The sequence below is a fragment of the Frigoribacterium sp. R86507 genome (assembly GCF_044597695.1).
Taxonomy (GTDB): domain Bacteria; phylum Actinomycetota; class Actinomycetes; order Actinomycetales; family Microbacteriaceae; genus Frigoribacterium.
In genome coordinates this window covers 1366687-1380809 of sequence record NZ_CP139002.1, presented here as the reverse complement: position 1 = coordinate 1380809, position 14123 = coordinate 1366687, and the positions used below count along the sequence as shown (strand labels likewise).

Sequence of the window (14123 nt, the reverse complement as noted above, 5' to 3'; positions counted from 1 at the left end):
CCCTTCCGGGCGTGGATCACATCGGGTGTCGGGCGCCGGCCCGATCTCGGGTGGGCCTGGTCAGGCGTCCAGGCCGAGGTAGGGCAGGCGGTCGATGCCGAACTCGTGCTTCAGCGCACTGCGCGCGGCGTAGGCCCCGCCGAGACCGTGGACGGACGGGCCGGGTGGCGTCGACGACGAGCAGAGGTAGAGGTCGGGGGTCGGCGTGCGCCACGGCTCGGTCGACAGGGTCGGTCGTGCCGCGAGCTGCCAGACGCTCGGCGCCCCGGAGGCGATGTCGCCCCCGATGTAGTTCGGGTCGTGCCGCTCGAGCTCGACGGCCGTGCGGCTGTACGTCGCGAGGATCGTGTCCCGGAAGCCCGGGGCGAAGCGTTCGATGCCCTCGATGACGGTCTCGGTCTGGTCGACGGTCGAGCCGCGGGGAACGTGCGTGTAGGCCCAGAGCGACTGCTGCCCCTCGGGCGCGCGGGTGCCGTCGACGACACCGGCCTGGGCGACCAGCACGTAGGGCGTGCGGGCGTGTCGGCCGGACGCGACGTCGTGCTCGCCCGAAGCGATCTCGGCCCGCGTCCCCCCGAGGTGCAGGGTCGGGCTGCGCCGGGCCTCCTCGTTCGCCCAGGGCACGGGGCCCGAGAGGGCGAAGTCGACCTTGGCCGCCGCGTTGCCGTACCGGAAGCGACGGAGGGCGCGCTCGTACCGTTCGGGCAGACGGCTGCCCGCGATGTCGGCGAGGGCGCGCGCGCTCGTGTCGAAGATCGTCGCCCGCGCCGAGGGCAGCTCGTCGATCGACGTGACGTCCACGCCCGTCGTGATCGTGCCCCCGTGGGCCCGGACGTCGTCGGCCATGGCGTCGACGATCGACTGGCTGCCGCCGGTCGGCACGGGCCAGCCCCGCGCGTGCGCGTGGACGGCCAGGACGAGCCCGGCGGCCGAGGTCGAGAGACTGGGCATCGGACGGATGGCGTGGGCCATCACGCCGGCGAGCATCGACGGGGCCTCGTCGCCCGTGAAGCCGGCGTTCCACCACGGGCCGCTCTGTGAGAGGGCGGCCAGACCGAAGCGGGCCAGGGTCACCGGGTCGTCCGGCACCCGGACGAGCTCGCGCATCGTGAACTTCGACATGCGGGGTTCGCGCTCCACGAGTCCTCGCAGCAGACGCGTCCAGGCGGCCCCGTCGCTGCCCAGACCCTCGGCCGTCCGGTCGAGGTCGCGGTACGCGATGCCGGCCCGACCGCCGTCGAGCGGGTGCGCGTACGAGATCTCGGGCACCGTCAGCTCGATGCGGCGGTCGAGTTGGAAGCGTTGGAAGAACCCCGAGGCGAGGGCCATGGGGTGCACGGCCGAGCAGATGTCGTGTCGGAACCCCGGCAGGGTGGCTTCTTGGGTCCGGGCACCTCCGCCGATGGTGTCCGCGCGTTCGACGACCTCGACGCGCAGGCCCGCCCGGGCGAGCACGACGGCTGCCGCGAGCCCGTTCGGGCCCGCGCCGACGACGACGGCGTCGACCTCGGGCGCGGAGCTCATGCCCGACGCCCCCGGGTCACCCGGCCCACGACGGCAGCGGTGGCGGCCGCGGAGGCACCGAGTGCGGCGCCAACGGTCAGGGCGCGGTGACGGGTGTACCAGACCTGCGGGCTCGTGCTGCGGGCACGGTCGCTGAAGATGCCCCGGGCACCCTGGTCGCCGGCCGTGGGCTCGTAGAGGTTGTCCGGCAGCATGGGTTCGGTCTTGTCGGGCGCCTGCTGGCCCGAGTACCCGCTCTTGGCCAGGTAGACGTCGAGGAAGTTCGCCACGAAGCGGTTGCCGAGGACCGTCATGACGGTCGGCTCGCCGAGCCAGGTGCGGCGTCGCGGCTTGTCGGCGACGTCAGCGATGGCCCGGGCCCCGACCTCGGGCTCGAAGATCGGCGGCACCGGTTGGGGGTGCTCGGGCAGCGTCGACCGCACCCAGTTGAACTGGATCGTGTTGAGCGCCGGCATGTCGACCGTGCTGATGCGCACCGAGCTCTTGTTGTGGATCAGCTCCGTGGTGACCGACTCGGTGAACCCCTGCACGGCGTGCTTCGCGCCACAGTACGACGCCTGCAGCGGGATGCCGCGGTGGGCGAGGGCCGAACCGACCTGGACGACGTGGCCCCGGTCGCGGGGCACCATGAGCGACAGCGCGGCACGGGTGCCGTTGACGAAGCCGAAGTAGTTGACGGCCGTCGCCCGCTCGAAGTCGTCGGGATCGGTCTCGAGGAACTCGCCGAAGACGCCGACCATGGCGTCGTTGACCCACAGGTCGATGGGGCCGAGCTCGGCCTCGACCCGGTCGGCGGCCGACTCGACCTGGGCCCGATCGGCCACGTCGGTGGAGATGCCCAGCGCCCGACGCCCCGCGGCCTCGACGTCGCGGACGGCGCCGTCGAGGCCGTCCTGGCCTCGGGCGAGCACCGCGACGTCCCACCCGCGCGCGGCGAGCTCTCGGACGGTGGCCCGGCCGAGGCCGGCGGACCCTCCGGTGACGACGGCGACTCTGGTGCTGGTCATGGTGCTCCCTGGGGCCTGACGGCGGGTGGTGGGCGGACCCTCGACCGTAGTCCGCGTCGAGGGGTCCGTCCCGGGTGACGCCCAGGTGTCAGATGTCGAAGCCGCCGCCGAAGTCGCCTCCACCGAAGTCATCGAAGCCCCCGCCGAAGTCGCCACCCCCGTCGGCACCGAAGTCCCCGCCACCGTCGCTCGCCGTCTCGGTGCCGGCGTCGGCGCCGCCGTCTGCTCCCCCGTCGCCCTCGGTACCCTGGTCGGCGCCGGAGTCGTCGCCCGCGCCTCCGTCGGCCGTCGCGCCCGCGTCGGGGAGGAACGCGCTCATCAGGGTCGACCCGATCACGTAGCCGGCCACCGTGCCGAGGATCGACCCGCCGATGATCGAGCCCATGCCGGGCCCTTGACGGACGGGCTGGCCGTTCGGGCCGGCCTGCTGCTGGCCGGTCGCACCGCCGCCGAGCGTGCGCTCGAGGGTGCCGGGCCGACGCAGCTCGGAGCGGGTGGCCGCCTGGGCCAGCGAGCCGGCGTCGTCACCGCGCGGTGCCTCGCCGGGGCTCGACTCGGCCGTCAGCTGGTCGAAGACGAGGCGCCGCTGCTCAGGGCTGAGCTTCGCGAACGCCTCGGCGTGGACCTGCTCGATCGTCTCGGGCGGGGCGGTCTTGAGCAGGTAGCGGTACCGCTCGACGGCGATCTCGTCCTCGCTGCGGGCCGGCCCACCGCCGGGGCCGGCGGACTGGATCGGCGGCTGCTGGCCGTACCCCGACTGGCTGTACCCCTGCTGGTCGGACCCCTGCTGCGGGGCGGCGGGCTGCTCGTAGCTCTGCTGGCCGTACCGGTAGCCCTGCGGAGCGGAGGGCTGCTGCGGCTGGCCCTGCTGCGGCTCGCGGCCGAGGAGGCGGTCGAGGAATCCCATGGTGGTGTCCTGTCGGATCGTGTGCTCGGTGCCGCACGCGGAGCGCGACGTCGGTCTGCCCACCACGGTACGGATCGACCCGGCCTGTCGCCTGGACGGCGACGGAGCGTCAGCCGCGAACGTCCTGATCGACGGCGTCACGCGAGGCGTCGTCGACACCGGCCCGACGACGGCGCACCGACCGGACGACGAGGAACACCACGACGCCCGCGATGGCCGCGTACACGACGTAGTCGAGGTACTTCGCGTACCGGTCGATGAGCTCGTACTGGGTGCCGAGGGCGGCGCCCAGGCCGATCAGCAGGCCGTTCCACAGGCCGCTGCCCACGATGGTGAAGATCGAGAAGACCAGCAGGGGCATGCGCTCGGCCCCCGCGGGCAGCGAGATGAGGCTGCGCACGCCCGGGATAAACCGGCCGAAGAACACCGCCGACCGCCCGTGACGCTCGAACCAGCCGGCCGCCTGCTCGAAGTCGTGCCGGTCGACGAGCGGCAGCTTGGCGAGCCACCGGATGCTGCGGTCGAGGCCGAGACCGGCCCCGAGTCCGTAGAGCACGAGGGCGCCCAGGTAGGCACCGAGGGTGCTCAGCGCGATCAACAGCACGATGTTCATCGACCCGGCGCCGGCGAGGAACCCGGCCAGCGGCAGGATGATCTCGCTCGGGATCGGCGGGAACACCGTCTCGACGAAGGTCAGCAGGGCGACGCCCCACTCGCCGAGGGCGTCGATGACGCGGGCGGCGAACCCGACGAGGCCGTCGAGGTCGGCGACGACGTCCCGACTCGAGGACGAGGAGGCGCGGAGGACGGAGGCGGTCGAGGTCATGGGTCCCAGGTGGTCGGTCGGGCGCTCGGGGGCGCAGCGGATCGGCAGCCCCGAGTATGGCGGGGCAGCCTGCACGTCCGCCCACAACGCCGTCACCAGGTCGACTGTCGGGGAACACCTGATCGCAAGGTACATTGACCTGTGTCGGACTCGTTGCCGACGCCGGACACACTCACGAAACAGGACCCCCATGGGATCGCTCATCTACGGCACCTCGGGCATCGAGGTCGAGTTCGAGGACCGCGTGCTCGAACACCTCCAGATCGTCATCGCGACCAAACTGCGCCGACGCGAGTCGTTCTTCTTCTCGTGGCGTGACACGCAGAAGGTCGGTGACGGCCGCAGCAGCATCTGGCTGGACGCCGGCATCCCCCTCTACTTCAAGTACTCAGGCGGTCGCGTGCCGTCGATCAACCGCGACTGGCTCACCGAGTTGACGGCCTCGTCGAACAGCTCGTCCGGTCTCGTGCTCACCGACGAACCCAGCCTCGACAACAGCGTCAAGCGCCGGAGCTGACCCGCGCCGGCTGCCGCCGCGGACTCAGCTCCGGCTGCCGCGCACCCGTCGCACGAGGGCGAGCACGGCCCGCCAGCCCACGAGGAACACACCGAGCACCACGATCGTCACGACCACGAAGCTGAGCTGCACGCCCTGCCCGGCGACCACCCGCAGCAGCACCCCGATCACGGCGGTCGAGACCCAGACGACCGCGCCCGACCGGACGGCCGACAACGGCCAGCGGACCCCCGCCACGCTCACCCAGCCGACGACCGCGCCGACGACGAACGGCCAGAGGGTGCCGAGCAGCCCGGGCAGGTCGAGCCCCTCGGCGTGACTGCGACGCCCGATCACGACGAAGGCCAGGACGGCGACGAGGTCGACGACGATCGACCACCTGGCCCGGCCGGCGTCCCGTCGCCGGGTCGTCGTGGTCGCGGTCGGGGTGGGGCGGGTCATCTCGGGGTCCTCTCGTGGCGTCGGCACCCGCCGCAGGGCGGTCGGTGCCGTGTCAGCGGGACCGCGGCTGCTCGAGTGCGCGTGACAACTCTGCCAGCAGTTCGTCGACCTGCGGGGCCACGAGGCGGTCGATCGCCTCGGCGATGCGAGGGCGGTGCTGCACGAGGGCCAGGCACAGGCTCGTGCCGACGGCCTCCGCGTGATCGCCGGCCAGGGTGATCTCGTGTCGCAGGGCGGCCTTGGCCTCGTCCGAGTACTCGGCCTCGGGCTCGGCTCGCGGGGCGGGTTCGGGCTGGTGTTCCGATCGCACCGCCGGGCCGGGCGCGACCGGCGGGAGCGCGTCGCTCGGCGTCGCCGAGTCGGGCGGCAACAACCAGCCGTCGAGGTCCTCGACGTCGAAGGAGGCGGCACCGAGGTCGGGCTCGGAGGTCGGCCCCGTGGGTTCGCCACCCGCGACGGTCGGGTCGGGCGGGACGAGGCCGTCGTCTGCGGGCATCCCCGCGAGACCGGCGAGCGTGAAGAGGAACGGCTGACCCGGTTCGGGCTCGGGGTCGAGGTCGAGACCCTGGAACTCGGGGTCGAGACCCTGCTCGGGTCGGTAGCCCCGCGCCTCCTGGGCCTCGGCGAGTCGCAGCTCGCGCGTCACGAGCGGCAGGTTGCGGGCCGTGTACTCGTCGACGTCGTCGTCGACGATCTGCCGCATCCGGTTCAGCAGCGCGTGCTGCACGGCGTGCGGGACGTCGTGGTCGAAACCGGCGGCCGTCGCCACGGGCGATCCGAGGCACACCCGGCAGGGTCGCGTGCGGCCCCGGGCGGTGCCGATGTGCCATCGGGGCAGCCAGCGCAGCCAGGCGTCGACGGCAGCGCTGACGCGTCCCTCGATCTGCTCGGCCATGCCCTCGAATCTAGGGCGAAAAGCGGCCCGAGAGCCGACACGCCCGGGCGATTCCCGGGGATCGTGGTCCCGAAGCGGCCTCTCGGGGCCGATGCTCGGGCTCAACCCGACGTGACGAAGTCGATCAGTTCTTCGACCCGGCCGAGCACCGACGGTTCGAGGTCGGCGTAGCTGCGCACGCGCGACAGGATGTGCTGCCAGGCCCGGGCGATGTCGGCCTGGTCGTCGTGCGGCCAGCCCATCGCCTCGCAGACGCCGTGCTTCCACTCGACCGAGCGGGGCACGACGGGCCAGGCGTCGATGCCGAGCCGAGCCGGCTTGACGGCCTGCCACACGTCGACGAACGGGTGCCCGACGACGAGCACGTGACGACCCAGCGGACTGCGGGCGATGCCCTCGGCGACACGGCTCTCTTTCGAGCCCGGCACGAGGTGGTCGACGAGCACGCCGACCCGCCGGTCGGGCCCCGGCCGGAAGTCGCGCAGGACGTCGGCCAGGTGGTCGACGCCCTCGAGGTACTCGACGACGACGCCCTCGACCCGCAGGTCGGAGCCCCAGACCTTCTCGACCAGTTCGGCGTCGTGTCGTCCCTCGACGAAGATGCGGCTCTGACGGGCGACCCGGGCCTTCGCCCCCTCGACGGCGAACGAGCCGGAGGCCGTGCGTGCCCGGCCCTGCGGCGCCGCCCGCGGCACCCGCAGAACGACGGGGGCGCCGTCGATCAGGAACGACCCGGTCATCGGGAAGGCCCGCACCCGGCCCTTCCAGTCCTCGAGCTCGACGGTGCCGGCCTCGACGCGCACGATCGCCCCGGTGAAACCCGACCGGACCTCTTCGACCACGAGGTCGCGGACGGCGTCCGTCGGCGTCGGCGCGGGCTTCGACGATCGCTTCCAGTCGCCGGCGAGCACGTCGGCCCCGTATCGGTCGTCATCCACGGGGGCCTCCGGAGCGGGGTCGGGGTTGGTAGGGGCGGGGCGGGCCCGTGCGCGGGCCGTCCCCGGTCGGCGTCTGGGGCCGTCCGGGCGCACGGCCCGGCCGGGCTGACGGAGCAGGAGGCGCGGTGCCGGTCCGCGGGGTCTCGGCCGTCGGACGCGGGCTCGCGCGCGGCGGACGCGCCGCCGACGAGCCGGACCGGGTGGTCTCGACGACGGAAGCGGACGGCCTCGACGCGACCCGCGCCTCCTGGTCGGACGCGGCCGCACGGGCCGAGACACCCGCCGGGGTCGGCGTGAACCCGGCGGTGAAGACCCAGACCAGACCACCCAGGACGAAGAGCACGTACGCGGCCGACACGGCCGCCGGCAGCCACCACGCGGCGAGGGGCCCGCTCTGCGAGACCATGGCGAGGACGAACAACGCCGCGACGAACCACAAGGAGGCGCTGGTCGCCACGGCGAGGTACCGCGCGTACCGGCGCCTCATCTCGGCCCGGTTCGGCGGTTTCTTCCAGAACGCGGCGTGCGGGACGAGCACGTGGCGGACGGGCGTCACCGCGAGGAACAGCGCCGAGACCAGCCAGGTCACGACGATGCCGACCACGAGGACGGCGCCGAGCAGGACGAGGTCGCCGCGGCTGGCCGCGAACGCCGACCCCCCGGTCTCGCTGAGGTGGACCATCACGACCCGACCGGGCAGGACGCGCGAGGCGACGGCCAACGTCACGAGGACGCCGACGAGGGCGACCGCCACGGGCACGGCGGGGCGCAGACGCGCGACGAGGTTCATCGTGCGCCGCACCCTGCCGCGGCCGTGGTCACGTCGATCAGGCCTGCGCCCGCTCGAGCACCAGCTCGCGGACGCGCGCGGCGTCCGCCTGGCCCTTCATGGCCTTCATGACGGCGCCGATGACGGCACCGGCCGCCTGCACCTTGCCGTCGCGGATCTTCGCGAGCACGTCGGGCTGGCTGGCCAGGGCCTCGTCGATCGCCGCGATCAGCGCGCCGTCGTCGGAGACGACCTTGAGGCCGCGGCCCTCGACGACCTCGGACGGGCTGCCCTCGCCGGCGACGACGCCCTCGAGCACCTGGCGGGCCAGTCGGTCGGTCAGCTCGCCGCTCTCGACGAGCGCGATGAGTTCGCTGACGTGCAGCGGCGACACGAGGCTCGAGGCCTCGACGCCCTGGGCGTTGGCGAGGCGGGCGATCTCGCCGGTCCACCACTTGCGGGCGGCCTGGGGCGAGGCACCGGCGGCGACGGTCTCGACGAGTTCGGTGAGCAGCCCCGAGTTCACGACGTCCTGGAACTCGAGGTCGGCGAAGCCCCACTCGGACTTGAGCCGGCGACGCTGGGCGACCGGCGCCTCGGGCAGGGCGAGGCGCAGTTCTTCGACGAGTTCGCGCGGAGGGACGACGGGCAGCAGGTCGGGCTCGGGGAAGTACCGGTAGTCGTCGGCGTCGCTCTTCGGGCGGCCCGCCGAGGTGCGACCGGTGTCTTCGTGCCAGTGGCGCGTCTCTTGCGTGATCGTTCCGCCCGCGGCGAGGATCGCGGCCTGGCGCTGGATCTCGTAGCGGACGGCACGCTCGACGGAGCGGAACGAGTTGACGTTCTTGGTCTCGGTGCGGGTGCCGAGCTTCTCTTGCCCGTGCGGGCGCAGGGAGACGTTCGCGTCGCAGCGCAGGTTGCCGCGCTCCATGCGGGCCTCGCTGACGCCCAGGGCCCGCACGATGTCGCGGATGGTCGAGACGTAGGCCGCACCGAGCTCGGGGCCCTTGGCGCCGGCGCCGATGATCGGCTTGGTGACGATCTCGACGAGCGGGATGCCCGCACGGTTGTAGTCGACGAGCGAGTACTCGGCGCCCTGGATGCGACCGGTCGACCCGCCGACGTGCGTCAGCTTGCCGGCGTCCTCTTCCATGTGGGCACGCTCGATCGGGATGGCGAAGACCGTCCCGTCGGGCAGTTCGACCTCGACCTCGCCCTCGAACGCGATCGGTTCGTCGAACTGACTGACTTGGTAGTTCTTGGGGTTGTCGGGGTAGAAGTAGTTCTTCCGGGCGAAGCGCGAACTTTCGGCGATCGAGCAGCCCAGGGCCAGGCCGAGGCTGATGGAGTAGCGCACGGCCTGCTCGTTGACCACCGGCAGCGAGCCGGGCAGGCCCAGGTCGACCGGGGTGACGTTGGTGTTGGGCTCGCCGCCGAAGAAGTTCGGGGCGTCCGAGAACATCTTGGTCTTGGTCGCGAGCTCGACGTGCACCTCGAAGCCGAGGACGACCTCGAACTGCTCGAGCGCCTTCTCGTAGTCCATCAGGTCTGCCTTGGCCATCAGATGACTCCCTCGGTGGCGGCGGTCTGCTCGGTCGCGCTCAGGTCGGGCGCGCGCGAGATGAGCGTGTGGCCCCAGCCTTGCTCGAGCAACTGCTCGAGGGCGGCGCCGTAGGTGTACAGACGGGCGTCGCCGCGCGCGGGGGCCATGAACTGCAGCCCCGTCGGCAGACCGTCTTCTTCGGCCAGGCCCATCGGCACCGTGATGCCGGGAATGCCGGCCAGGTTGGCGGGGATGGTCGTGATGTCGTTGAGGTACATCGCCAGCGGGTCGTCGATCTTCTCGCCGAGCCGGAACGCCGTGGTGGGCGCCGATGGCGAGACGAGCACGTCGACCTGGTCGAACGCGGCCGCGAAGTCGCGCTGCACGAGGGTGCGCACCTTCTGCGCACTGCCGTAGTAGGCGTCGTAGTAGCCGGCACTCAGGGCGTAGGTGCCGAGGATGATGCGGCGCTTCACCTCGGGGCCGAAGCCGGCCTCACGGGTGGCGGCCATGACGTCCTCGACGGTGCCGCCGCCCTCGGGGACGACTCGCAGGCCGAAGCGCACCGAGTCGAACTTGGCGAGGTTGCTCGACGCCTCGGCCGGCAGGATCAGGTAGTAGGCGCTGATCGCGTGCTCGAAGCTGGGGGCAGAGATCTCGACGATCTCGGCACCGGCCGCGCTCATGAGCTCGAGGGCCTCCGCGAAGCGGGTCTTGACGCCGGCCTGGAAGCCCTCGCCGTTCAGCTCGCGGACGACACCGACGCGGACGCCCTTCAGGGCGCCGCCGGCGAGACCGGTGCGGGCCGCCTCGGTGAACGACGGCCAGGCGTCGCGCAGCGAGGTGGAGTCGCGAGGGTCGTGCCCGGTGATGACGTCGTGCAGCATGGCGCTGTCGAGCACGGTGCGGCTGACGGGACCGACCTGGTCGAGTGAGCTGGCCAGGGCGATCGCGCCGTAGCGGCTGACCGACCCGTAGGTCGGCTTGACCCCGACGGTGCCGGTGACGGCGCCGGGCTGGCGGATCGACCCGCCGGTGTCGCTGCCGAGCGCGAGGGGCGCCTCGAAGGCGGCGACGGCGGCCGCGGAGCCACCGCCCGACCCGCCGGGGATGCGGTCGAGCGACCAGGGGTTGTGCGTGGGCCCGTAGGCCGAGAACTCGGTCGACGAGCCCATGGCGAACTCGTCCATGTTCGTCTTGCCCAGCGGGACGAGGTCGGCCGCGCGCAGCTTGGCGACGACGGTCGCGTCGTAGGGCGGCACCCAGCCCTCGAGGATCTTGCTGCCCGAGGTCGACGGCATGTCGATCGTGCACAGCACGTCCTTGATGGCGATCGGGACGCCGGCGAGCGGGCCGAGGGCCTCGCCCGCGGCACGACGACGGTCGACGTCGGCGGCAGTGTCGAGCGCGGCCGAGCTGACGTGCAGGAAGGCGTGGACGTCGCCGTCGACCGCCTCGATGCGGTCGAGGTGGGCGCGCGTGACGTCGACCGACGACACGTCGCCGGCGGCGAGGCGGGTCGACAGCTCGGCGGCCGACAGGTGGACGAGCGAGGTGGTGTCGGTCATGGCTACTGCTCTTCTCCCAGGATCGCGCTCACCCGGAAGCGCGAGCCGTCGTGGTCGGGGGCGCCGGACAGCGCCTGCTCGGCCGTGAGCGTCTCGCCCACGACGTCGGGCCGGAACACGTTCTCGAGCGGGATGGGGTGGCTGGTCGCGGGGACGTCGTCGGTCGCGACCTCTCGGACCTTGGCGACGCTGTCGACGATGTGGCCGAGTTCGGCGGTCATCGTGTCGATCTCGGCCTCGGTGAGGGCGATGCGGGCGAGACCGGCGAGGTGCTGCACCTGCTCGCGCGTGATTTCGGACATGCTTCTCTCTCACGTGGTCGTGCGGGGGTACCGCGGCGGGGGTACCGCACGATTCTACGGGGCGGCACCGACGCCGGGGCCCCGGTCCGCCGCAGGGCCCCCGGCCGCTGCGCGGCGGGCCACGAGCCAGAGCCCCGTCCCCGCCGCGGCGAACGCCGAGGCCAGCACGATCCAGCCCGGGGCGCCGAGCCCGATCGCGGTCTGCGTCACCACGACCGGCGCCAGCATTCCCCCGATCGCGGCCCCGGTGCCGTAGACACCCTGGTAAGCACCGGCCCTCTCGGGGTCGGCGAGTTCGAAGCCGAGCCCCCAGCCGCCGGCCGACAGGTGCACCTCGGCGAGCGAATGAGCCGCGGCGGCCGCGAGCAGCACGACGACGGCGACGACGGGTGACCCGGTCGCGGCGGCGGCCCAGAGGGCGCAGGCGACCACCATGAGGAGCCCGCCGACGAGACTGGCGCGACCCGCGCCTCCCACGTCGTGGGTCCCTCGGGAGAGCGGGATCTGCAGGGCGATCACGATCGCCGTGTTCATCAGCAACAGCACCGACACGACCGCCGCCGGCGCCTCGGTGTGCTGGGTCACCCACACCGGGACGCCCACCTCGAACAGGCCGAACTGCACGGTCGTCACGGCACCGAGCACGGTGACCGCGAGGTAGCGCCGGTCCCGCAGCGGCGAGCGCCCCGGAGCCCGCTCGCCACGGACGCGGGGCACGGGAGCCGGATCGACGTACGGCACCCTCACGATCCAGACGACGCTGGCCAGGAACAGCACGCCGCCCACTACGAGGGCACCCCGGTAGACCACGGCGTCGTCGACCACGAGCGCGACGCCCGCCACGGCCGTTCCGATCGCGATGCCGACGTTGGTCACGACCCGCATGGTGGCGCGCGCCGAGACCCTGGCCGGGCCGACGAACGCCCGGGCCAGCAGGGCCGAGCGCGCCGACTGGGCCGTGCCCTGGCTGCCCACGACGACGCAGGCGACCGCCAGGTAGGACGCGAACCCGTCGAGGACGGCGTACCCGAGCAGGCCGCAGGCCATCACCGCGGTCGCGACCACGAGCAGCCGCTTCGCCCCCACCCGGTCGGCGAGGTAGCCGCCGCCGAACGAGGCGACGACCCCGACGGCGCCCGCGATCGTGAGCCCCGCACCGACCGACAGGGCGGAGAGCCCGACCACCCGCGTCATGTAGATGACCGTCAGGGTGAAGAACAGTCCCCGACCGACGGTGCCGACCAGCGTCGAGGCGAGCAGGCCGCGCAGCACCGGGTGCTGGTCGCGGAAACGCTCGAGGGGCCGACGGAGGAGGCGGGGCGTGGTCACCGGTCGACTCTGGACCGCCCCGGCCCGCGCCTCCAAATCGACGGCCCCCGCCGGGCGGCGTCACGCCGGTCGCGCCCGTCAGTCGCGGAAGTACACGTCCTGCGGGCGCACCAGCGTGAGGACCGGTGCCTCGGGCCCACCCCGACCGGGGTCGCCGGCTCGACCGTCGACGAGGTCCCCGTGACCCAGCCCGATCAGGGCCAGGCTGCGCATCGACTCGGTGCCGGCGCGGAAGTAGTCGTTGTGGCCGAGTGCCCCGGCCAGGGCACGGCCCGTCACCGTGTCGGCGCCGCCGCCCATGTGCAGCACGACGGCACCGAAGGACGCCGTGGCCGGGTCGGCCCCGAAGAACCCGCTGCCCGCCACGGGGTCGAAGCTGCCGGCCGCCGCGTAGACGTCGGTTCCGCGGACGGCCAGGTCGCCCGCGTCGGGCACGACGCTGCCGGGCGACCCGAGCAGCACGAGCGAGTCCACCGCGACGCGGCCCGACGACAGGGCGATCGTCGCCGTCGTCGAACCGTACGAGTGCGCCATGACCGACACGCGCGGTTCGTCGTCCGCCCGGGCCGCGTCGAGCCCCTCGAGAGCGCCCTCGAGGTGGGCGGCCCCCCGCTGGGCCAGACCGAGGTCGTAGAAGTTCGTCAGGTCGGGCGTCTGGTAGCCCATCCAGGCCACGACGGCGACGGTCGGCACGGGGCCCGGGCCGCTGCGCCCCAGCAACGTCGCCCAGGTGGCCTGCTCGTCGTGCAGGGCGCCGGCGGTGTTGGTCCAGTCGACGAGCTGGTCCGACACGGTGAAGAGCATGCCGGGCACGAGCACGCTGACGTCGTCGGCCGTGTCGAGGTCGCCGACGGTGACGGCCGCGCGACCGGGCAGGACCGTGTCGAGGGCGACGAGGTGCCGGTCGGCCGTCCCGGCGAAGGGCACGTCGTGGGTCGCGCCGTCGAGGGTCGCCCGCACCTGCTCGAGCATCGCTAGGCGCCGGGGGTCCTCCGGTTGCTCGGCGTCGGAGCCGATGCGCCCGGCGACGGCCGTGGTGGCGTCCCGCAGGAACTGACGGTTGGCGGTGTCGCGCACCGAGTACGGGACGCCCTCGAGGTTGCCCACGACGCCGGGCACGGCGTGCGCGAGGACGATCCGCCGGCCGTCATCCAGGTCGGACCACCAGGCCGCCGCGTCCTCGGGTGGGACCTGGTCGCCGACCACTGCCACGAGTGCCGCTGCATCGTCACCGTCGGCGTCGAGCGTCGCGGCGAACCGCTCGACCCCGGCCGAGGAGGCGCGGGCCAGCTGGTCGAGGCAGGCCTCGGCCGAGAACGTGGTCGCCTCGACCCCTCGGCAGCCGTCGAGCTCGGGCACGGCCCGACCGTCCCGCACCGGGGCGAGCCCGGGGACGTCGCGGACGGACGCCTCGACGAGCGGCGCGGCTGCCGGGCGGTCGACCGTCAGGACCGTCGCGGAAGGCACGGTCGGGGCATCGGCCACCCCGGCGAGGTGGACCGAGGCAGAGAGCATTGCTGCAGCGAGGAACAGCACGTCGGGTCTTCCCCCTCGTCACGT

The 14123-nt window shown here is 73.1% G+C and carries 14 protein-coding genes; 1 reads left to right on the top strand and 13 read right to left on the bottom strand.

Annotation, left to right across the window (positions count from 1 at the left end; translation table 11 throughout):
- Positions 1–60: 60 nt before the first annotated feature.
- The 4 genes from SJY14_RS06595 to SJY14_RS06580 form a co-directional block, all read right to left on the bottom strand.
- Positions 61–1524 (bottom strand): phytoene desaturase family protein, encoded by a 1464-nt coding sequence (locus tag SJY14_RS06595; protein ID WP_396600126.1) that lies wholly within the window; start codon positions 1522–1524, stop codon positions 61–63.
- Positions 1521–2531 carry an SDR family oxidoreductase gene (locus SJY14_RS06590; RefSeq protein WP_396600125.1) on the bottom strand — a complete coding sequence of 337 codons (1011 nt, stop codon included), beginning with the start codon at positions 2529–2531 and terminating at the stop codon, positions 1521–1523. Before SJY14_RS06590 ends, SJY14_RS06595 begins: the two co-directional genes overlap by 4 nt.
- Positions 2532–2619: 88 nt before the next feature.
- The gene (locus SJY14_RS06585; protein WP_396600124.1) at positions 2620–3438 is read right to left on the bottom strand and encodes a hypothetical protein; all 819 of its coding nucleotides are present in this window, start codon (positions 3436–3438) and stop codon (positions 2620–2622) included.
- A 109-nt stretch (positions 3439–3547) separates the two neighbouring features.
- Positions 3548–4264, bottom strand: coding sequence for a DedA family protein (locus SJY14_RS06580; RefSeq protein ID WP_396600123.1), 717 nt, complete (start codon positions 4262–4264; stop codon positions 3548–3550).
- A gap of 190 nt (positions 4265–4454) precedes the next feature.
- Here SJY14_RS06580 and SJY14_RS06575 point away from each other — a divergent pair, with 190 nt between their 5' ends.
- A complete protein-coding gene (locus SJY14_RS06575; RefSeq protein WP_054147332.1) occupies positions 4455–4781 on the top strand; it encodes a hypothetical protein in 327 nt (108 codons plus the stop codon).
- A 24-nt stretch (positions 4782–4805) separates the two neighbouring features.
- Here SJY14_RS06575 and SJY14_RS06570 read toward each other — a convergent pair whose 3' ends face one another.
- The 9 genes from SJY14_RS06570 to SJY14_RS06530 form a co-directional block, all read right to left on the bottom strand.
- Positions 4806–5222: a DUF3054 domain-containing protein gene (locus tag SJY14_RS06570; protein ID WP_396600122.1), complete on the bottom strand. Its 417-nt coding sequence runs from the start codon at positions 5220–5222 to the stop codon at positions 4806–4808.
- Between the two features lie 52 nt (positions 5223–5274).
- Positions 5275–6117 carry a spermidine/putrescine ABC transporter substrate-binding protein gene (locus tag SJY14_RS06565; RefSeq protein ID WP_396600121.1) on the bottom strand — a complete coding sequence of 281 codons (843 nt, stop codon included), beginning with the start codon at positions 6115–6117 and terminating at the stop codon, positions 5275–5277.
- Positions 6118–6218: 101 nt separating this feature from the next.
- On the bottom strand, positions 6219–7055 hold the full coding sequence (locus SJY14_RS06560; RefSeq protein ID WP_396600120.1) for a DUF3097 domain-containing protein: 837 nt from the start codon (positions 7053–7055) through the stop codon (positions 6219–6221).
- Positions 7048–7845 (bottom strand): hypothetical protein, encoded by a 798-nt coding sequence (locus SJY14_RS06555; protein WP_396600119.1) that lies wholly within the window; start codon positions 7843–7845, stop codon positions 7048–7050. The genes SJY14_RS06560 and SJY14_RS06555 overlap by 8 nt, the downstream gene beginning before the upstream one ends.
- A gap of 37 nt (positions 7846–7882) precedes the next feature.
- A complete protein-coding gene (gene gatB / locus SJY14_RS06550) occupies positions 7883–9382 on the bottom strand; it encodes an Asp-tRNA(Asn)/Glu-tRNA(Gln) amidotransferase subunit GatB (RefSeq protein ID WP_071256723.1) in 1500 nt (499 codons plus the stop codon).
- Positions 9382–10932: an Asp-tRNA(Asn)/Glu-tRNA(Gln) amidotransferase subunit GatA gene (gene gatA / locus SJY14_RS06545; protein ID WP_071256725.1), complete on the bottom strand. Its 1551-nt coding sequence runs from the start codon at positions 10930–10932 to the stop codon at positions 9382–9384. The genes gatB and gatA overlap by 1 nt, the downstream gene beginning before the upstream one ends.
- A gap of 2 nt (positions 10933–10934) precedes the next feature.
- Positions 10935–11234 carry an Asp-tRNA(Asn)/Glu-tRNA(Gln) amidotransferase subunit GatC gene (gene gatC / locus SJY14_RS06540; RefSeq protein WP_043594160.1) on the bottom strand — a complete coding sequence of 100 codons (300 nt, stop codon included), beginning with the start codon at positions 11232–11234 and terminating at the stop codon, positions 10935–10937.
- Between the two features lie 54 nt (positions 11235–11288).
- Complete coding sequence (locus SJY14_RS06535) at positions 11289–12563, bottom strand: MFS transporter (RefSeq protein WP_396600118.1); 1275 nt, start codon at positions 12561–12563, stop codon at positions 11289–11291.
- A 78-nt stretch (positions 12564–12641) separates the two neighbouring features.
- Positions 12642–14030 carry an alpha/beta hydrolase gene (locus SJY14_RS06530; RefSeq protein WP_396600117.1) on the bottom strand — a complete coding sequence of 463 codons (1389 nt, stop codon included), beginning with the start codon at positions 14028–14030 and terminating at the stop codon, positions 12642–12644.
- Positions 14031–14123: the final 93 nt, after the last annotated feature.